This window comes from Pseudomonas sp. YeP6b (assembly GCF_025642995.1).
Classification (GTDB): Bacteria; Pseudomonadota; Gammaproteobacteria; order Pseudomonadales; family Pseudomonadaceae; genus Aquipseudomonas.
The window spans coordinates 56,746-77,248 of sequence record NZ_CP080090.1 but is presented as its reverse complement, the minus strand read 5'-3'; the positions used below and the strand labels follow the sequence as shown (position 1 = coordinate 77,248).

Below are 20,503 nucleotides of genomic sequence, written 5' to 3'. Positions count from 1 at the left end.
GATCCTTTAGAAACAACCTTTTCGTTTGGCAAATGACGTGGCAGACCGCCTCGCCGTTCTGGCCTGCTGTTGTGTGATGATGCCGGTTTTGACCAGCGAGTTGTGTATGGCTTGGGACATGATACGAATCTCCAGCTTCCCACGTTTGAGCATCTGATTGGGCCCCATCCCTCGAGCGCGCCGCAAACGATTTTCCTCGGCATGCACCATGTCATGATGCTCGGGCGACAGCGCGATGGATGGGTTGCCCTTGTAGCGCCGCCCCTTGGCTATACCTTTTTCTTCTAGGAATTTATTGCGGACAATTTCGTGTGCTTCCAGCCCGTCATTCTTATGGGCCTTGGCGCCATAACCAGCAACCTCGCCTTCTTTGAGCAGGCCCAGCGGGTCAATCCATCCGGACGTATTAGGGGCGTATTGGTAGAGGTTATCGCCACCCGCCAACCCAATTGGGTCTGGCGTCGTAAACCGTCCCACATCCGGATCATAAAACCGAAACGTGTTGTAGTGCAGCCCAATCTCCCGGTCCAGGTACTGCCCCTGAAACCGTAAATTCTGCTCTTCGATAAAGTACGCTTCACGCACCTCTTGAACTGTATTCCCCCAAACCTGATACCGCGCCTGCCACACGGTTACCCCGTCAGTTTCGGTCAATTGCTCCGGCAACCCATTCAGATCGTTATGGTAATAGCGCACACTTTGATGCTTGTTCGCCCCATCCACACGCGCCAGCGGCGCATAGCTATCTTCTTCATAGATGTAGAGGCTGGTCTGGCTATGCCGATGTTCCTGCAGCAGACGCATACCTTCCCAGTCAAAACGGCTTTCGCCTAAGGGGTAACCTTGGCTGTCATGTTCAGTTTTGGCGGTGCGGCGGCCGAGCGGGTCATAAGTCATTTTCACGACTGTCTCCCGTCCATCTTTCTGGCTGCGCACTTCAACCAACCGGTTTTCCGCGTCATACGCAAACCGCTGCACACCGCGCTTGGCGCTTCGCTTCTCGATCATCCGTCCAAACGCATCGTAGCGATAACGCTTGTCCTGATACGTCAGCAGCTTGTTATGCACCACCAACCCGGCGCCTGCCTGGGGGCTGTCCAGCAGGTTGGCGGCGGCGTCGTAGGCGAAGGTTTCGCGCTGGCCGTGCAGGCTGTCTTGGCTTGCGATGATGCGGCCGGTGGAGTCGTAGTGCAGCAACTGGCGATGTTGCGCAGCGGGTTGCTGGTCGAGTTTGCCGATCAGGTTGTCGGCGGGGTCGTATTCGAACTGCTTTTGCGTCGCGGCGGGCATCAACGAGGGCTGGCTGTTAAGGCGGCGTTGGCGAGAGCGCAGGCGGCCGCTGCGGTCGTATTCGCTGCGGGTGCTGAGTTGGCCTTGGGTGCGCAGCACTTCGCGGTGCAGACGGTCGCGCTCGAAGTCGCTGATAACCTGGCCGTCGAGGTTGATCTGGTGCAGGTGGCCGCTGCCGTAGTACAGGCGGTTGAGCCAGCGGCCGTCCGGCAGTTGGGTCTGGATCAGGTTGCCGAGTTCGTCGTAGTGGTGTTGCAGGTTGCCGCCAGCACTCTGTTCGGCAAGCAACTGGCCGACAGCGTCGTAGGCGAAAGCCAAGGCTTGGGCGTTGCCCTGCAAGTCGGTGAAGGTGACGGCTTTGAGCTGATCGACTGCATCGTAGCTGTAGTCGGTGCGGCCATCGTCGGTGGTTTTGGCGACCAGTCGGCCGACTGCATCGCGTTCCAGTCGGTGGACGATAGGCGCCGGTGGCGTCTCGGGCATCACCGCCAGGCCATTGCCGTAAGGCGCTGGAACGGCCGTCACCGCCGTGATGTTGTCGAGCAAGTCGTAGTCGTAGCGCTTGGCGCTGCCATCGAGGTCTTGCTGCTCAGTCAGCCGATCCCCGGCGTCCCACGCAAACCGATAGCTTTCACCGTTCTCATTGACCAGCGCTTGCAGTCGCCCGTAGCTGTCGTAGCCGAACTGCACCTGCCGACCATGGGCGTCGGTGCGCTGGCGTACCTGGCCTCGCCGGTTGTGTTGATAGAGTGTGGTATGCCCGGCGGGATCGGTGTAGCCCACCAACTGCCCACTGGCATCGCGCTGGTATTGCTCGGTGCGGCCATCCGGTAATTGGCTGCTGAGCAAACGCCCCTGGGCGTCATAGCTGAACTGCGTGCGTTCACCCAGGGCATCGGTGATGACCTGCAAATAGCCCCGCTCGTCGTAGCTGAAACGCGTCGGGTAGCCCGAGCAGTCGATATGCTCGACCAACTGCCCAAACGGGTTCCAGCGCAGTTTTTTGCTTTTGCCAGTGGCGTCGATGATTTCTACTGGCTGGCCGTGCGCGTCATAGCGGTAACGGGTGATATAGCCCAGCGGATCGGTCTCGGCGACGCAGTTACCGCGCGGGTCATAGCGATACTGCCAGCTGTTGTCGGCAGCGTCGGTTTCCACCAGCGGCAGCGCCCAGTGTTCCAGCCACAAGGTGGAATCGCTGCGCCCCAGCGGGTCGGTCTCGCCGATCAGGTTGCCGCTCTCGTCGTAGCTGTAGGCATAACGCCCGCCCTGCGGATCGGTGGCGCTGAGTAATTGGCGCTCATCGTTCCATTCGAACAGCCAGGTTTGGCCGAGGTTGTCGCTGTACTGAGTGATCTGGTGCTGAGTGTTCCAGTGGCGGATGCTGACGCGCTGCAAGCCATCGGTGATGCGTGTGGTGCCGGCTTGCAGGTCATAGTCGAATTGGTAGGTGTCGCCTTCATCGGTCCAGTGCCGCACCACGCGCCATTCCAGGCCCTCAATCAACGCCCAGTCATAGAAGCAGCGCAATCCTGTCGGCAGCTGGTGCTCGACCATACGGCGCCCGGAATCATAGGAAAAACGCCGTTGTACTTGGCCGGTTGCGTCGCGTACCTGCGCCAGGTTGCCCGCAGCATCATAGCCATAGCTGACCAGCACTTCACGGCGTTGATCCGGGTACAAGCGTTCGATGTGGGTCAGATGGCCTTGATCACGGATCAGCTCAACCTGCACCAGATCAAACGTATCGCGCAGACGAACCAGGCATCCGGCATCGTCGTAGTCGAGATGGATGCGGTTGTCATTGCGATCACCGAGCTGGCTCAGGCGCAATCGCGACGGGTTTGCTGGTGCAGGCTCAAACAGGCGGTAAACGCCGTCATCGCTTTCGATCAGCAACTGCCCATTGAGGTGTCGCCGCACCGCCAGCCCTTCACCGGCGCTGAACACTGCGGCGCCCAAGGCAATCGAGCCCATGTCGATAGGCCGGCCCTGTTCATCGGTGTAGACAAGCGTATCGCCGCCTTCGGGGTGGGGCAGTACGTCGACGCACACTTCGTAGGGCACGCTCCACCCGGCGCCAAACAAGCTGCCTTGGCGTTCGTCGCGGCTGTTGTAGAAGCGTTGCCAGTCAATTGGGAAGATGCCGGGCAGCACGAAATCCAGTTCCTCGACATCGCCGAGTATCTTCGCGCCCGTCGCAGCATGTACCGGGTTCGACGAACCCATCGCGGCATTGGCCGCAGCCCCCATGGCACTGCTGATGGCCATTGAGGTGGCACCGCTGACCAACATGCACGGAAGCTTGCTGAAAAATTTTCCCTTGCCACCCTTGAGCATCAACAACGCCGTGACCGCCAACCCAACACCCGGCGTTTTGCCGCTGCGAATCTCACGCACCACCACCGAGCCGCCGCCGATGGTCACGTTGGAGGAAATCAGCCCCGACGACACCACTGTTGCATCGCACGTACTGCGGTCACCGCTGCGCACCGCCGGTTGGCCATTGACCGTGACCTTTTCCGAACCTTCTGCGAGAAACTGCGGCGGCATCGGCGGGTGCTTCATGCACACGACCAGGTCCAGCGGTTTAGGCACGGCGCCCGGCGCGGGCGTCGCGACGGTGGGGCGCCACATTTGCGAGAAGAAACCCTCGGCCATATCCAGGTAACTGGGTTCCGGTTCAGGCTTAGGCGCTTCCAGCTCGGTGCCAGCCGGCGTGACATGGGAGCTGATCGCCCCGGCGGCACGGGCGGCGGGGATGTTGTTGGTGAGCGTATTGGTGGAACCGGTGAGAATGTTCGCTTGCACCGTGGGCGGAAACAGGGCGTTGCTGAAGCCGTCGCATATCTTGGTCAGCCCTTTGTCCGCTCCGCTCTTGCTCATGGCGAGGCCGACAATCGTGCCAACCACCGCGCCCAGTAGGAAGCAGCCGAGGCCGCCGGTGGCCACGGTAATGCCGGTGGCCGCGACCACGGCAGCCGTTGCCACGGCAGTGATCGCAATATTGGCCGCCACTTCCAGCACACCACCGAGGATGTCCGCCATCATCGAAGTGTGGGAAAGCGCATCGCCCATCCGGGCCGCCCATAACGCGTCAGACATGTAGGCAGCTCATCAAGAAATAGCGTCGAACGACAGCGAGTTCTTAATCATCGCCCAATGCCCCGCCTCAGCATCCCCAAGCTTGTCCGCCTTCACATAACTCAAGGCGAGCATCTTGCGCGTACCTGGCAACACCAGGGCCAACTGGTACTGGAACACTTTGTCGTTGCCCTTGTTGAACTGGCTGCGCAGCTCAATCCCTTCCACCTCTTGGGCGGCGCCCAAACGCACGGTAACGCTCGGCTGGCAGCGTAAATCCTGCACCTGCTTTTCCAGGCGCTTGAGCTGGTCGTCGAAGTTGCTGTGCAGGGTTTCGCCTTCGCTGAGGAAGCTACGGCTGATGATCAAGGACGTGCCAAGTTCGGGGAACTTTAGGATATTGATCGACGCGTCCTGCAGCTCGCCCTCAGGCAGTTGAAACTGGAATTCGTTGATTCGGTACGTCATGGCAAGCAGGTCTCGTCAGGAGCTTTTAGGCGTGGGGAATGCGGCTTTGATGTTGGCGTCGATGCTGGTTTTCATGCCCTGGCCATCGGGCGTTGCGCCGGGGCCGCCGCCGTTGTTCAGGTGCAGGACGCCGCCGGTATTGAATTCGGCATCGCCGCTGGCGTGGAAGCTGATATTGACGCCGCTCAGGTTGATCTGCCCGCTGGCGTTCAACTCCAGAATGCTTTTACCGCAGACCAGGCGCAGGTTTTCGCCCACTTCAATCACGTAGCTCTGGCTGACGCTGTCGGTTTTCCTCTGGCCCACAGAAAGGATGTCTTCGTGCTTGACGATGCGCACACGGTTATTCCCAATCGTCACCGTCTCGTTATGCCCAATACTCTTATTGCGGTCATGCCCGACGGAGTGGCTTTCATCCACCTCCACCACGATGTCCTGATTCCTCTCGGCATGGATATACAACTGCTCCAGCCCCTTCTTGTCCTCCATGCGGATTTCATTGAAGTTGGCCGGCGTGCCGCCCTTGCTCGAACGGCTTTTCATCCCGCTCTGGGTGGCGTTTTCCGGCAGGTCGTAGGGCACGGTCTGCTCGGCGTTGTACACCCGGCCGGTGATGATCGGCCGGTCGGGATCGCCCTCAAGGAAGCTCACAATCACTTCCTGGCCGATACGCGGAATCTGCATCGAGCCCCAGTTCTTCCCGGCCCAGGATTGCGACACGCGAATCCAGCACGAGCTGTTTTCGTTGGATTGGTCGTGGCGGTCCCAATAGAAGTGCACCTTCACGCGGCCATACTGGTCGGTCCAGATTTCTTCGCCTTTGGGGCCGACCACCAAGGCGGTTTGCGGGCCTTTGACGATGGGCCGGTGTGTATTCGCCAGTGGGCGGAAGCTTTGCTGGGCGTCGATGCAGGTCAGGCTGCTTTCGAACTGCGCCGAGCCCGAGCCGCCGCCACTTTCCAGGCTTTCCTGGACGATGTAGTAGCGACAGCCGACGATCAGGTATTCGCGGTTCTGGTCCTGGCGGCTGAAGCCGGTAAGGCTGAACAAGTGGCCGGAGCCGAGGCCACGGGCGTTGCCGCTGAACTCGATCTGCTCATGCAGGGTTTGCAGGGCTTCGATGCGGGTGCGTGCGTAGTGTTCGCCGTCTTCACTTTGAACATACGTGCCGGGGTAGTCGTACAGCGGGTAGTCGCCGGCGGTGTGCGGGCGCGGCATTGCCGAGCGTACGTCGATACTGGCGCTGGGGCGTTGGAAGTCGTAGTCATTGAGCTCCAGCGAGCCCGGCTGTACTTCGTGCGCCAGGTGCCAGTTGTGCATATGGTCGCGTTCGCGCTGCTGCTCGTCCTTGGGGTAGTACGGAATCGACGCGTAGCCCGGCACCGTGGTGTGGGCGCCGTAGGCGTCGGCCAGCACCAGCACATGGCGGTCCTGTTCATGGCGGAAGAAGTAGTAGATGCCTTCCTGTTCCATCAAGCGGCTGACGAAATCGAAGCTGGTTTCGCGGTACTGCACGCAGTATTCCCACTCGCGGTACGGCCGGCTGAGGGCGTCTTCGAAATCGGAAAAGCCCAGGTCGCGGAACACTTGCTTGATGATCTGCGGGATGCTCAGGTTCTGGAAAATCCGGCAGTCCGAGGTGCGGCTGAGCAACCAGAACCACGGCCTCAAGGTCACCTGGTAACTGGCGAACTGGCCCTGGTCGATGTTCTGACTGCACCGCGCGACGATGCCGTGGAAGTGCCGCTCGCTACCGTCCGCCAACTGCACGCCGACGCTCATCGGCTTGCCGAGCAACTGGTTGAGGTCGATGTTGGCGTCCAGCGAGGTCAGTTGCAGCTCATAGTTGAACAACCTGCCCAGCTCTTCACCGCCGCCCATTTCATTGAGCAACAGCACATCCGGCCCCAGAGGGCTGGTGATCTTGGCCAGGCGTGAGGCTTGGTTGAATAGCATCGGGCGTCTCGTAAATGACTTAATAACTGAAGAAACCGAATCCAAATGTGGGAGCTGGCTTGCCTGCGATGGCGGTGGATCAATCAACATCAATACTGAATGTCAGATCGCTATCGCAGGCAAGCCAGCTCCCACATTGACCGTATTCCAACAGTCGTTATTCGGCGTCGCTGAAGTCGTAGTGCAATTCATTATCCCGGCTGCTGATACGCACACCCGCCAGCGCCTTACCTTCGAGCATGCGCGTGAGGAACTCACGGCTCATGTCTGGCAGCAGGCTGTTGGTGAGGATGGTGTCGATCATGCGGCCGCCGCTTTCGGTTTCGGTGCAGCGCGAGACGATCAGGTCGACCACCGCGTCGTCGTAGTCGAAGGCAACTTTGTGCGTAGTTTCCACGCGCTTTTTGATGCGGTTGAGCTGCAGGCGGGTAATCGCTTTGAGCATCTCATCGCTGAGCGGGTAGTAAGGAATCGTGACCAAACGGCCGAGCAGCGCCGGTGGGAAAATCTCCAGCAGTGGTTGGCGCAGTGCCTTGGCGATTTCTTCCGGCTCAGGGATATTCGCCGGGTCTTTGCAGACCTGGGAAATCAGCTCAGTACCGGCGTTGGTGGTCAGCAGGATCAGGGTGTTTTTGAAGTCGATCACCCGGCCTTCGCCGTCCTCCATCACGCCCTTATCGAATACTTGGAAGAAGATTTCATGCACGTCCGGGTGGGCTTTTTCCACCTCGTCCAGCAGCACCACGCTGTAGGGTTTACGCCGTACCGCTTCGGTCAGCACGCCGCCTTCGCCGTAGCCGATATAGCCCGGTGGCGCGCCCTTGAGGGTCGACACGGTGTGGGCTTCCTGGAACTCGCTCATGTTGATGGTGATCACGTTCTGCTCACCGCCGTACATGGCCTCGGCCAGCGCCAGCGCGGTTTCGGTCTTGCCCACACCCGATGTGCCGGCCAGCATGAACACGCCAATCGGCTTGCTCGGGTTGTCGAGCCCGGCGCGGGAGGTCTGAATACGCTTGGCGATCATCTGCAGGGCATGATCCTGGCCGATGATGCGTTTTTTCAGGTGCTGGTCGAGGTTGAGCACGGTCTCCAGTTCGTTGCGCGCCATGCGGCCCACTGGGATGCCGGTCCAGTCGGCGACCACCGAGGCCACCGCCTGGTAATCCACGGTCGGCAGGATCAGCGGGGTTTCGCCTTGCAAGGTGGTGAGGCGTTCTTGCAGGTCGACCAGTTGCGCGCGCAATTCGTCGCTCTCGTTGCCACCCGCATCGCTGTCCACAACACCGGCTTTCTCGCGTAAGGTCGCGCGGGTGGCGAGCAGCTCGTCTACCAGTGTTTTTTCTTCGGCCCAACGGCTTTCCAGGGTTGCCAGGCGTTCACGCTCGGCACTCAGCAAAGCTTCGCTATTGGTCTGGCGTGCGCCGATGGCGATGCCGATGGCATGCTCGCGGGCGATGATTTGCAGTTCGGTTTCCAGCGCTTCGATGCGACGGCGGCTGTCGTCCACTTCGGCCGGCACTGCGTGCAGGCTGATGGCGACGCGGGCGCAGGCGGTGTCCAGCAGGCTCACGGATTTATCCGGCAGCTGGCGCGCCGGAATGTAACGGTGCGACAGCTTCACCGAGGCTTCCAGGGCTTCATCGAGGATCTGCACCTGATGGTGTTTTTCCATGGTCGACGCCACGCCTCGCATCATCAACAGCGCCTTGTCTTCCGACGGCTCCGCCACCTGCACGACTTGGAAGCGGCGGGTCAGGGCCGGGTCTTTTTCGATGTGTTTTTTGTACTCGGCCCACGTCGTGGCAGCCACGGTGCGCAACGTACCGCGCGCCAAGGCTGGCTTGAGCAGGTTGGCCGCATCGCCCGTCCCGGCGGCGCCACCGGCACCCACCAGCGTGTGGGCTTCGTCGATAAACAGGATGATCGGCTTGGGCGAGGCTTGGACGTCTTCGATGACCTGACGCAGGCGCTGCTCAAACTCGCCTTTCATGCTGGCGCCAGCTTGCAGCAGGCCCACGTCGAGGCTGCGCAGCTCCACGTCTTTGAGCGCGGGCGGCACGTCACCGGCGACGATGCGCAGGGCGAAACCTTCAACCACGGCAGTCTTGCCCACACCGGCTTCACCGGTGAGGATCGGGTTGTTCTGACGACGACGCATGAGGATATCCACCAGTTGGCGAATTTCTTCATCACGGCCGACGATGGGGTCGAGTTTGCCGCTGCGCGCCTGTTCGGTCAGGTCCACGGTAAAGCGCTTGAGCGCTTCCTGCTTGCCCATCGCGCTCGGCGCCATCGCGCCGCTGGCTTCGCCGGGCACGGCACCGGCGTTGAAGCCGTCACTGGCACTCAACGCATTCTCGGGCGAGTCGCCGACGTATTCGTCAAAGCGTTCGCTCAGGGCTTCGGCCTTGATCTTGTCGAATTCGGCAGACAAACCCAGCAACGCATGGCGCAGGCTCGGCGTCTTCAGAATGCCCAGCACCAGGTAGCCTGTGCGCACCTGGCTTTCGCCAAACATCAGGCTGCCGTAGACCCAGCCGCGCTCCACGGCTTCTTCCACATGGGACGACAGGTCGGTGATCGACGTCGAACCACGCGGCAGGCGGTCCAGGGCCTCGGTCAAGTCACGGGCCAGGCGCGCCGGCTCCACGTTGAACTGGCGAATGATGCGGTGCAGGTCCGAGTCCTGCAGTTGCAGCAATTGGTGAAACCAGTGGGCCAGTTCCACGTACGGGTTGCCCCGCAACTTGCAGAACACGGTGGCGGCTTCGATGGCCTTGTAGGCCACGCTGTTGAGTTTGCCGAACAGTGCGGCGCGACTGATTTCACCCATGCTCTGGATTCCTTGAGGTGGTGGCGTGGTCGGCGTAATGCCGAGCCAGGATTAGGTCGTTGGCGTCATGCTCGGGTTGGCCGAGCCAGGTGTTGAAGCCCAGGCGGAACTGGCCATTGAGCTGCAGCGCCGGTACTTCGGGTTGTTGCAAAACCAGGTTCAAGTCCCAGTCCAATTCATGGCCCAGGTACTCGGCCACCCACGCCACCAGCTCGTTGAACGGCTGGCTGCCGGGCAGCATGCCCATGTAGTCATCCAGCTTGAGCGGGCCTAAGCGGATGCGGAATTTATGCTGGCGATCCCACACGTGGCTGCCCAGGCAAAAGTCCACGCCCAGTTGGTTGGCGCTGACACTCACGCGGCTGCGCTCGGGCAACTCCAGCCATTGGCCGACGTATTCTTCGATTTCCACCGGCAGGCCGAAGTACTCGCCGAGAATCGCCTTCAGGCCGTCCGGGTAACGGGTTTGCGCCGACAGGTGGCCGCTGTAATGCAGCTTCGCCGTGTCGGGAATCAGCCCCTGGTTGAGCAGGCTCGGCATGCCCCGGCCGCTCAGGGCGGCGAGGCGCGCCGACCAATAATCGTCATCCGGGCGATCGTGGCTGACCGTCGGCCGCGCTTCGGCCCAGGCCCGGTAAAAAAGGCTGAGCAGGCGGTGGTGGAACACATCCAAAAACTGTTTGCTGGTGCTGTCGGCGTTGTTGCGCTGACGCTCGCGCACGTACTCGGTGATGTGCAGCGGCAACGGGCCGTTGGGGCCGCCTAGGCCGAAGAAGAACTGCTCCAGCCGCGCGGGTTTGCCGTCGCTGCCGGGGTCGACCGAGGCCAACGTGGCCGGGGCGAAGGTGCAATCCGCCTGTTGCCCCAGGCGCAGCGGGTCATCTGCCAGGCGCAGGGAATGGCCCAGGCGCGGCAGCTGCGGCGCTTCGCACTCGATACGGCGCAGCGCCTGGAAGAAATCGTATTCCCAGGGCTGCTGATGCATCGCATCCAGTGTGTTCACAGGGTCGGACGACGCCCGGGCTTGGCTTTCCATCGCATGATCTCGCCGCGTTCGGTGGTACGGATCACCGTCTCGGTAAAACTGTTGATCGACACGTAGCGTGCCAGGAAGCGCTCCAGCACCGCACCGAGCAGAAACACGCCGGTGCCGCGAAACGCGTTTTCATCGAATTCCAGGGTGATTTCCAGGCCACGGCCAAACACAATCGGGCCGGGCATCGGCAGGCGACGGGTCACGGCTTTACTGCTGACTTCGCGCAGGCCTTCGATCTGCAATTGCAGCGCCGCGTCGTTGCTGTCGCCATACAGGCGCAACAGTTCGCGCAAGGCGCCGGCGCCCTGGCCTTGTTCGCTCAGCGACAGGTAGTTGAGCGACAACTGGCTGATCAGGCGCCAAGCCTTGGCATCGTGGGCGTGGCTGGCGCGCGGGCGGCTCGGCCCGGCGACGCAGCGCACCGACAACACCGGCGCGCTGTCGGCCAAGGTGAAGTCGGTCTTGCCGCTGCCTACGCTCATGAACAGCGGCAAATCGCGGTTGGTGCACAGCGCCGTCACGCCGAGTTGGCGCAGGTCGTGGCGGTACGGCGCTTGCTGGCTGTCGACCAGGCTGACAAAGGTTTCGCTGCCCACATAAGTGGAGCGCGGGCCATTGCGGCGCTGGTCGCTGGACAACACGCGGGGCTCGCGGCGCAGCGTGTAGTAAGCCTGATCGCGCCCATAGCGTGACGGGTCGCGCACCGCATAGAACGGCAGGAACGGCTGCTCCGGCCCGGTGCCATGGCCGGCGATGCCGCTTAGCGAGTGAATCTCAAAATCCATCGGCCGCGTGCGGTCGGCGATCACATGGTGTTCGTTGACGCGGTCGGACAAATGAATACGGTCCACGCGTTTGGGGAACAGGTTGATCGCCGGGGTGCAGAACGGCATGAACTGCGCCGCGCCGACACTGCCTTCCAGGCTCGGCTCGTGGCGGTCGAACAGCACGATCAGCTCCAGCTCCTGGCCGTCGCAACGTTTGACTGCGCGGCTCAGCTCGGCAAATTCGACGAACAGGAAGCGGTGGGGCAGGGCGAAGTATTCCTGCAACAGCCGATAGCCCTGGAACGCGCGGGCCACCACCGGCATAGCCGCGTCGGCGTCGTCAAAGCCCTTGGAACGCAGGGCGTCTTGCGGCAGGCGCTCGACCCAATCACCGCCGGGCTTGCGCGCAAACACCGCGCAGGCATTGCCCAGCAGTTGTTCGTAGAGGCGGAACGGCTGTTCATCCGCGCCGCTGAGGTACAGCGGCAGGCTGTCGAGGTTGAGGCTGTTGAACGGCAATTCGGCGCCGGTGCGCAGGGTCAGGCGCAAGCCGGCCTTGGCTTTCGGCTCGCTGGCGGCCAGGCGGCCGAGCACGGCGGCGGGGTTGCCGAAGTACTCGGCGCCGCTGACCTGCAACGGCCACAACGTCACCGGGTGTGCGGTGCGGTACTCGCAGCAGGTCTGGGTTTCGCGGCCCAGCGCGGCACGCAAGACGGTGTCGCGCGGCAGCGGAAAGCCGCTGGCCAGGGAGCCTTCGTCGGGGTCGGTCTGCAATTGCACCACGGTCATCGATGGCGTGGGCGCCAGGTAGTGCGGGTAAGCGATTTCCAGCAGGTTGTGGGTGAAGGTCGGGTACTCGGCGTCGAGCTTGAGTTGCACGCGGGCGGTGAGGTAGGCAAAACCTTCGAGCAGGCGTTCGACGTACGGGTCGGCGCAGTCCATACCGGACAGGGTCAGCCGACTGGCGATCTTCGGGTATTCCTTGGCGAACTCGGCGGCGCTTTCGCGCACGTGGTGCAGTTCCTGGTTGTACAGCTCCAGCAGGCGCGGGTTCATGGGCGCCTCCGCTGGTCGGCATTCACTACGCGCACATGGCCGGATTCCAGGTCGAGGTCGGTTTGCAGCAACAGGCGCAGCGGCACCGGCTGCGCCCACAGGTCGCCTTCGATCTCGAAACTCAGGGCGTTGTGGTTCATCTCGCCATGGCCGACGCGGGCTTTGACGCGCAGGGTGTGGCGCAAAATACGTGGCTCAAACGTGGCGATCGCCTGGTAAATCAGGGCTTCCAGGGCCTTGATGTCGACACTGGAGACGCTGTTGCCCGCGAGTGCCGGTAGGCCGTAATTGACCACCGAAGTACCGGCCGGGGTGTGCAGCGTGGCATCGGCATCCAGCAACGACGTGGTGTTGAGCAGCCACGCCAGGTCGCGCAGAACCGAGGCTTTCAATTGGGTCAGGGACAGCACGCGTTTGTCGGCGCTTTCCTTGGGATTGGTCGGGTCGTCGTCAGTCAACCGGTCCAGCAGGGACGGTTGCAGACGGTCGCGGGAAGCGATTTCAGTTACCACCAAAGCAGCTCCACGGACGGGTTGTGAGAGGGACGGTTTTTGCGCGGGGCATATGCCAGTGGCCGTGGCGGGGAGCCACGGCCGCCAGGGCTATCAGCGCTTGGTGTTGGAACGGATGTTCCAGCCAAACTTGATCGCGCCGCCGTCTTTGGTGCCGTCGGCTTTCTGCGGCTGGTAGTCGACCATCACTTGGGCGAAGTTCAGGGTGACGTTTTCAGTCAGGCGATCATCAGTGCCCGAGCCGCCGGTGCTCAGGGACGTGACCAGTACTTCTTCCAGGTTAATTATCATGTACTCGACCTGGCTTTCGCCCCCGGCCTTGCGCACGGTCAGCTTGACCTTGTCGATGTGCTTACCGCTGGCGCAGTGCATCATCAGGTTCGGCGAGGCTTTGTCGACGTACTTGGTCAGCGACAGGTCCTGGATATTCACCTTGCCTGCGCCGCCGCCACCGCCAACATGCATGTTGCCGGACTGGGCCATGCCCCAGCTCCAGTTCAGCACGTCGATTTCGTCCTTGTGGGCTTTGTCCATGGACTCGCCCTTGATGTCGCCGATCTTGATGAAAATATCAACAGCCATGTTTTCTCCCTGTGTGGTCTCAGCCACAGAATTTATTAACGCTGATCGTTCCCACGCTCTGCGTGGTAACGCATCCTGTGACGCTCTGCGTCACTGGGACGCGGAGCGCCCCGGGCGGCATTCCCACGCAGAGCGTGGGAACGAGCGAGTTACGCGCTTTTCGCCGAAGGCAGCTTCGATACCAGGCGCAGCGACACGGTCAGCCCTTCGAGCTGATAGTGCGGGCGCAGGTAGAACTTGGAGTTGTAGTAACCCGGGTTGCCTTCGACGTCTTCCACGATCACTTCAGCGGCAGCCAATGGGTGCTGGGCCTTGGTGGTTTCGGTGGAGTGCGCCGGGTCGCCGTCGACGTAGTTGAGGATCCAGTCCTGCAACCAGCGCTGCATCTCGTCCTTCTCTTTGAAGGAACCGATCTTGTCGCGCACGATGCACTTCAAGTAGTGGGCGAAACGGCAGGTGGCGAACAGGTACGGCAGGCGCGCGGCCAAGTTGGCGTTGGCGGTGGCGTCCGGGTCGTCGTATTCGGCCGGTTTCTGCAACGACTGGGCGCCGATGAAAGCAGCGAAGTCAGTGTTTTTCTTGTGCAGCAGCGGCATGAAACCGTTCTTCGCCAGTTCCGCTTCGCGGCGGTCACTGATGGCGATTTCGGTCGGGCACTTCATGTCCACGCCACCGTCATCGGTCGGGAACGTATGGGCGGGCAGGTTTTCCACTTCACCGCCGGACTCCACGCCACGGATGCGCGAGCACCAGCCGTAGTGTTTGAACGAACGGTTGATGTTCACCGCCATCGCGTACGCGGCGTTGGCCCAGGTGTATTTGGAGCTGTCGGCGCCGTCGGTGTTTTCTTCGAAGGCGAAGGCTTCCACCGGGTCGGTCTTGGCGCCATACGGCAAGCGTGCCAGGAAGCGCGGCATGGTCAGGCCGATGTAGCGCGAGTCTTCCGATTCACGCAGCGAGCGCCAGCCGGCGTATTCCGGGGTGGTGAAGATCTTGGTCAGGTCGCGCGGGTTCGACAGTTCTTGCCACGAGCCCATGCCCATCACGGTCGGCGACGCCGCAGCGATGAACGGGGAGTGCATGGCGGCGCAGACTTTCGACAGCTCGCCCAGCAGTTCCACGTCGGGTGGCGACTGGTCGAAGTAGTAGTCGCCTACGAGGCAACCGTAAGGTTCACCGCCGAACTGGCCGTATTCTTCTTCGTACATCTTCTTGAAGATCGGGCTCTGGTCCCACGCGGTGCCCTTGAATTTCTTCAGGGTCTTGTGCAGTTCGGGCTTTGCGATGTTGAGCACGCGAATCTTCAGCTGCTCATCGCTCTCGGTGTTGTTGACCAGGTAGTGCAGGCCACGCCAGGCGCTTTCCAGCTGTTGGAAATCCTGGTGATGGATGATCTGGTTGACCTGGGCGGTGAGCTTGGCGTCGATGGCGGCGATGATCGATTCAATCGACTTGATCGCGTCATTGGACACCAGGTCCGTCTGTGCCAAAGCCTGTTCGGCCAGGGTGCGCACAGCGGTTTCAACGGCTTCGCGGGCACGCTCGGTCTTGGGTTTGAATTCTTGCAGCAACAGCGATGCGAACTCGCTGGTTTCCTCGGTTGCGCCCAGGTTCTGAGCGCCTTCGCGGGCGGTATTCTCGGTCATGATTATTGATCCCCAGCAGGCTTCGGCGCGCTCGCAAGGGCCTGCAGCAGTGCCGGGTCCTTGATCGCTTTCATGATGATTTCTTCAGCGCCGGTCTTGCCGTCCATGTAGGTCAGCAGGTTGGCCAACTGGGTACGGGCTTCGAGCAGCTTGTTCAGCGAGTCGACCTTGCGCGCCACGGCGGCCGGGCTGAAGTCGTCCATGCTTTCGAAGGTGATGTCCAGGCTCAGGTTGCCTTCGCCGGTCAGCTCGTTCGGTACGTGGAACGCCACGCGCGGCTGCATGGCCTTGAGGCGCGAGTCGAAGTTGTCGACGTCCACTTCAAGGAACTTGCGGTCGGCCACGGGCGCGAGCGGTTCGGCAGGCTTGCCGGCGAGGTCGGCCATCACGCCCATCACGAAGGGCAGCTGGACCTTTTTCTCGGCGCCGTAAAGCTCGACGTCGTACTCGATCTGCACTCGAGGCGCGCGGTTGCGCGCGATGAATTTCTGAGAACTTTGCTTCGCCACGTTGCTGCTCCTGGTCGCTTGAGCGACGGTGTTGTTACTGCACAGCCGGGCGGCTTACTCGCCGTCCGGGCCACGCAGGTTTTCAAATTGGGACATGCCGTCGGGAATCAGATTGCGCACGATGGCTGCAAAGTCGGCATGCACCAGATTCTTCGCCCGGTTTAACAGCACCGGCAGCGGGCTCGAAGGCTCGTGCCGGGTGTAGTACGCAAGGATCTTGTCGAGGCTGCGCAGCACGTCATCGCGGTTGGCGATGTCGCCGGTCGGGCGTGGTGCTGCGGGGGCAGCGGCGTATTCAACCGAGGGGGCATTGTCGTCACTGACGGCCTCGGGCTCGCTGCTGGTGTCGCTGTTCGGTACGAATTGGTTGAGGACTTGCAGCGCCTGCTTGAGCGGTTGCTTCAACAGGCTGAGGTCCACGCCCTGGGCCGAACCGACCTGGTCGCTGACTTGTTGTTCGATGGCTTCGCAGGCGGCACGTGCGGCGCTCACGGCGTTGCGGGTGGCTTGCAGTTGTTCGGGGTCGCTGTCGAGGAACGCGGCGTTGAGTTGCTGGGAGCCGAGCTGTTCGTCGGGGAAACTCATCAAGCCGCTGGCGTTCAGCGCGGCGCGCAGGCTCACGGGGCCGAAGGTGCGCGAGCGCGTGAGGATGCTTTCGCGCAGCAGGCGAATGGTCGCGTCGCTGGTCAAGCCGGACAGGGCATTGATGCGTACGGTGGGGTCGTTATCGTCGTCGGCATCCAGGCGCGGGTGCAGGTCGGCCCAGTATTCGCGCAGCAGGGCGTTGATCAGCGTGAGGGCATCGGCCAGCCCGGCCACGCCTTGGAGAGCGAGGGAGCTTTGCAACAGGAAATGGGTGATGCGCAGGTCTTTGCTGCGCTGCAACAAGTCGAGGCTTTGCTGCTGGATGCTGTGCCAATCCGGCGGTTCAGCGGGCAGGATAGAATCGCCCATGCTGCGCTCGGGTTGGCCCTTGGCGGCACGCTCCAGGTGGAGAAAGTCCGCGTCATATTCCATGTCTTCGCCACACGGCGAAGTCGCGGAAACGGCGGTGAGCAGCAACGGCACATCCACTGAAATTGATCTCCCTATCAGCCCGTTAAATGGCGGGCAATGCATGCACTAGTTGCACGATGAACTAGGCATGTTTTCTTGGACATACTGGAACTTTGAATTCAAGTTGATTTCAAAGTGCCATCATTGGTATTCAAGAAGTTGTGCATTTTTGGTGTAGTAGTTAGGCCTTGTCAAGGTAAGCTATTCGCCCTCTGTGACAGATGTGCGGTGTTTAACAACCTGCGCGACTGGTGAGTCGAGTGGTGCACCAGAATAGGATTTTTGTCATGGAGCCCGGTTAAGATCAGCGATCATGCTGGCATTAGCAGGCTGTGAGGGTCGATTTCACGACCTAGTGGGGTCTCTGGGGAACCGTCGCCCCGGGAATCGACTGCGCGCGAAGTATCAGCAAGGAGGCAAGATGTCGCTGTGTTTGACTATTACTAGTTATCACAAGATTACCCCTGGGCAGTGCCCCGAAAAGTCCATGAACCAGGGCTCGATGGCTATCGGCCGCAGCTCGGATAATGACTGGGTATTGCCTGATCCAGAGCGCCTGGTTTCCTCGCAACACTGCGTTATTCAATACAAAGATGGCCGTTATTATTTAACCGATAACAGCACCAACGGTGTTGAGCTGGTTAATGCCGGTGTCCGTCTGCGCAGGGGCAACAGCGAGCCGCTGCAAGATGGTGAGCTGATCCGCATCGGCGATTACGAAATCCAGGCGCGCATCGACTTCAACGTGCAAGCCGTCGACAGCCAGGCATTTGCCGGTGATTCGCCGAACAGTTTTGAAGCGCTGATGGGCGCTGTCGCCAGTACGCCAGCAGCCACACCGGTGATCGCGCCGCAGTTCCAAGGCGCCTCGTCGATGGACACGCTGCCGGACCTGTTCGACTTCCTCAGCCCCACCGCCGTGCCACCACCGACCGTGGCGGACCACGTGCCTTCCGAGCAACACGACTTCCGCCCGCCGACGCCGGTTGCCGTGCCGGTGGTTGAGAGGCCGTTGATTGAGAGACCGGTGGTATCCGGTTCGGTGATTCCCGAAGACTGGGATCTGTTTGGCGACACGCCGGCACCGGTCGTCAGTGCACCGCCGCCGGCATCGTCGCCACTACCGCCACCCGCTGCGGTCATCCCGCCGCCACCTGTGGTCGAGCCCGCGCTCCCCGTGGCCGACAGCCAACAGCCCGACCTCCTGCAAGCCTTCCTGCGCGGCGCTGGCCTCGACCAACTGCGCCTCGACAAAGCCGACGCTTGCGCACAGATGGAAAGCATCGGCCGCAGCTATCGGCTGATGGTCGAAGGCCTGATCGACGTGTTGCGTGCCCGCGCCAGCCTCAAGGGCGAATTCCGCATGCAGCAGACGATGATCCAGCCAGCCGAAAACAATCCGTTGAAATTCGCACCGAATGCCGACGAAGCCTTACTGCTGCTGCTTCGTCATGGAAACCAAGCGTTTATGGCGCCGGACATCGCCGTGCGCGACAGTTTCGATGACCTGCGGGCCCACCAGTTGGCGGTGATGGCCGGTGTGGAAGCGGCGATCAAACACCTGCTCGCGCGTTTTGAACCGGCGCAGTTGGAGGAGCGCATGGGCAAGTCCGCCGGGCTGTCGAGCCTTTTCAACGGCTCACGCCAGGCCCAGTACTGGCAGCAGTTCACCGAGCTCTATAGCAATATTTCCCGCGAGGCCCAGGAAGATTTCCAGGACCTGTTCGGCCGCGAATTCAGCCGAGCCTACGAAGAGCACAGCGCACGACAGCGTCGTTAACGCGGGGTGCGGTAATGGATAAAACGGATAGCTAAGTACGTCATTGAGGACGCAGGATGATTCCCAGGTTTTTACTCGCAGCCGCCACGGCGCTGCTGCTGACGGCGTGTGCCAAGGATGCCGCTAAGCCCGAGGCGGCCGCCGAAGCTGAGGCCGACACCGCCGCCATCGAGCTGCATTTTCACGCGATTTCCGGGCTCAACCCTGGCGCCAACGGCCAGGCCGCGCCGGTTCGCGTGCGCATCTTCGAACTGAAAAACGCCGCCACCTTCAGTCGCTCCGACTACTTTGCGCTGGCTGATCGTGCGCAATCCACCCTCGGCCTAGACCTGCTGGACCAGGACGAAGTGATGGTGCAACCCGGCCAGCAACTGAGCATCCAGCGCGACCTCGACCCGTCCACACGCCAGATCGGCTTGCTGGTGGGCTATCGCGAGTTGGACCGCGCGCAATGGCGCACGGTGCTCACCGTGCCGGCGCGCCAATACACCGAATACCAGATCAGCCTCGATGTACGCGCCGTGCGCGCCGACGTCGTGGTTCCCCCATCCAGCCCTGCCCAATAACAAGCAATCGGAGCCCCCATGTCCTGGAACAATCGCGTGGTCTGGTCGGAAGGCATGTTCATCGGAACGCAGCACTTCCAGCAGCATGACCGTTACCTGGAAAACCTGATCGACGCCCGCAGCCGCCCATTGTCCGCCGGCGCCTGGGGTTTCTCCGAGTTGCTGATCGACCAGGGCCTGCTGGCCCAGGGCAAGCTGGCGATTGTGTCGGCGCGCGGCCTGTTGCCGGATGGCACGCCGTTCAATATTCCCCAGGACGACCTGGCGCCGAGCCCGCTGAATATCGACGACAACTTGCGCGATGGCCTGGTTTACCTGGCCTTGCCGCTCAAGCGTGCGGGCGCGCGTGACACGGTGGACGACGGCGAAGACCTCGGCGCCGCCCGCTATGTCAGCCAGGTACGCGAAGTGCGCGACGACAATGCCCCGTTCGAAAACCGTGCGCCGGTGGCCGTCGGTTCCCGCGCGTTGCGCCTGCTGACTGCGCAAGATGGCATCAGCGACTACGCCGCCATCGGCTTGGTGCGCATCAAGGAAAAACGCGCCGACCGCGCGCTGGTGCTGGATGACACCTACATCCCGCCGGTACTCGACGTGGCCGCGAGCAAACCGTTGACCGCGTTTCGCAGTGAACTGCTGGGCCTGCTGCATCAACGTGGCGAAGCCTTGGCCGGCCGCGTGGTCGCCTCGGGCGCGGGTGGTGCGTCGGAGATTGCCGACTTCATGCTGCTGCAACTGGTCAACCGCGCGCAGCCGCTGCTCCAGCATTTCAGCCAGTTGAGCCCGCTGCACCCGGAGCGGTTTTTCAGCGAACTGGTGAGCCTGGCCGGTGAGTTTTCCACCTTCTCGACGTCAGGCCGACGCCCCCAGGAATACCCGCAATACCAGCACGACGACCTGGCCCTGAGCTTCACCCCGGTGATGGCCGCCTTGCGTGAGGCGTTGTCGATGCTGATCGACAGCAAGGCCACGCCGATTCCGATTGTGGAGAAAGCCTACGGCGTGCACGTGGCCATGCTCGCGGACAAAACCGTGCTCGACAGCGCCAGTTTCATCCTTGTGGTGCGTGCCGATGTGCCCGGCGAAACCCTGCGTGCGCGCTTCGGCCAGCAGAGCAAGGTCGGCTCGGTGGAACACATCCGCGACTTGGTCAACCTGCAACTGCCGGGTATCGGCCTGCTGCCGCTGCCGGTGGCGCCACGCCAGATTCCGTATCACGCAGGCTCCACCTATTACGAATTGGACCGCGGCAGCGAGCACTGGCAACAGCTGAACAACTCCGGCGGCTTTGCCTTCCACATCGCCGGGCAGTTCCCGGGCTTGAACCTGGCCTTCTGGGCGATCCGAGGATAATCCGCG

14 protein-coding genes are annotated in these 20,503 nt (G+C 61.8%); 3 read left to right on the top strand and 11 right to left on the bottom strand.

The genetic code is table 11. From position 1 onward, the window contains the following. Positions 1-6 precede the first annotated feature (6 nt). The 11 genes from KZH41_RS00330 to tssA all read right to left on the bottom strand — a co-directional run bounded on the left by KZH41_RS00330 (position 7) and on the right by tssA (position 16,816). Complete coding sequence (locus KZH41_RS00330; RefSeq protein WP_263274196.1) at positions 7-4,395, bottom strand: RHS repeat-associated core domain-containing protein; 4,389 nt, start codon at positions 4,393-4,395, stop codon at positions 7-9. A gap of 12 nt (positions 4,396-4,407) precedes the next feature. Continuing rightward, positions 4,408-4,842: a DcrB-related protein gene (locus tag KZH41_RS00325; RefSeq protein ID WP_094953197.1), complete on the bottom strand. Its 435-nt coding sequence runs from the start codon at positions 4,840-4,842 to the stop codon at positions 4,408-4,410. Between the two features lie 15 nt (positions 4,843-4,857). Then, positions 4,858-6,798: a type VI secretion system Vgr family protein gene (locus KZH41_RS00320; RefSeq protein ID WP_094953196.1), complete on the bottom strand. Its 1,941-nt coding sequence runs from the start codon at positions 6,796-6,798 to the stop codon at positions 4,858-4,860. A 157-nt stretch (positions 6,799-6,955) separates the two neighbouring features. Continuing rightward, positions 6,956-9,634, bottom strand: a complete 2,679-nt coding sequence (gene tssH, locus KZH41_RS00315) for a type VI secretion system ATPase TssH (RefSeq protein WP_263274195.1) — start codon at positions 9,632-9,634, stop codon at positions 6,956-6,958. Then, on the bottom strand, positions 9,627-10,670 hold the full coding sequence (gene tssG / locus KZH41_RS00310) for a type VI secretion system baseplate subunit TssG (protein ID WP_094953193.1): 1,044 nt from the start codon (positions 10,668-10,670) through the stop codon (positions 9,627-9,629). Before tssG ends, tssH begins: the two co-directional genes overlap by 8 nt. Further along, positions 10,634-12,493: a type VI secretion system baseplate subunit TssF gene (gene tssF / locus KZH41_RS00305; protein WP_094953191.1), complete on the bottom strand. Its 1,860-nt coding sequence runs from the start codon at positions 12,491-12,493 to the stop codon at positions 10,634-10,636. Before tssF ends, tssG begins: the two co-directional genes overlap by 37 nt. Then, entirely contained in the window at positions 12,490-13,005 is a 516-nt protein-coding gene (tssE, locus tag KZH41_RS00300; protein WP_005792513.1) for a type VI secretion system baseplate subunit TssE, read from the bottom strand. The genes tssF and tssE overlap by 4 nt, the downstream gene beginning before the upstream one ends. 93 nt (positions 13,006-13,098) lie before the next feature. Further along, the gene (locus KZH41_RS00295; protein ID WP_078739799.1) at positions 13,099-13,587 is read right to left on the bottom strand and encodes an Hcp family type VI secretion system effector; all 489 of its coding nucleotides are present in this window, start codon (positions 13,585-13,587) and stop codon (positions 13,099-13,101) included. Between the two features lie 149 nt (positions 13,588-13,736). Next, the gene (gene tssC, locus KZH41_RS00290; protein WP_094953189.1) at positions 13,737-15,233 is read right to left on the bottom strand and encodes a type VI secretion system contractile sheath large subunit; all 1,497 of its coding nucleotides are present in this window, start codon (positions 15,231-15,233) and stop codon (positions 13,737-13,739) included. A gap of 2 nt (positions 15,234-15,235) precedes the next feature. Continuing rightward, a complete protein-coding gene (tssB, locus tag KZH41_RS00285; RefSeq protein ID WP_010168268.1) occupies positions 15,236-15,742 on the bottom strand; it encodes a type VI secretion system contractile sheath small subunit in 507 nt (168 codons plus the stop codon). Positions 15,743-15,796: 54 nt separating this feature from the next. Further along, on the bottom strand, positions 15,797-16,816 hold the full coding sequence (tssA, locus tag KZH41_RS00280; protein WP_263274194.1) for a type VI secretion system protein TssA: 1,020 nt from the start codon (positions 16,814-16,816) through the stop codon (positions 15,797-15,799). Positions 16,817-17,219: 403 nt separating this feature from the next. Between tssA and tagH the strand changes: the two genes are divergently transcribed. From tagH to tssK, 3 genes are read left to right on the top strand one after another with little or no spacing between them, the layout of a single operon-like run. Next, positions 17,220-18,578: a type VI secretion system-associated FHA domain protein TagH gene (gene tagH / locus KZH41_RS00275; RefSeq protein WP_263274193.1), complete on the top strand. Its 1,359-nt coding sequence runs from the start codon at positions 17,220-17,222 to the stop codon at positions 18,576-18,578. A gap of 56 nt (positions 18,579-18,634) precedes the next feature. Beyond that, on the top strand, positions 18,635-19,144 hold the full coding sequence (gene tssJ, locus KZH41_RS00270) for a type VI secretion system lipoprotein TssJ (protein ID WP_094948686.1): 510 nt from the start codon (positions 18,635-18,637) through the stop codon (positions 19,142-19,144). Between the two features lie 18 nt (positions 19,145-19,162). Then, positions 19,163-20,497 carry a type VI secretion system baseplate subunit TssK gene (gene tssK / locus KZH41_RS00265; protein ID WP_263274192.1) on the top strand — a complete coding sequence of 445 codons (1,335 nt, stop codon included), beginning with the start codon at positions 19,163-19,165 and terminating at the stop codon, positions 20,495-20,497. Positions 20,498-20,503: the final 6 nt, after the last annotated feature.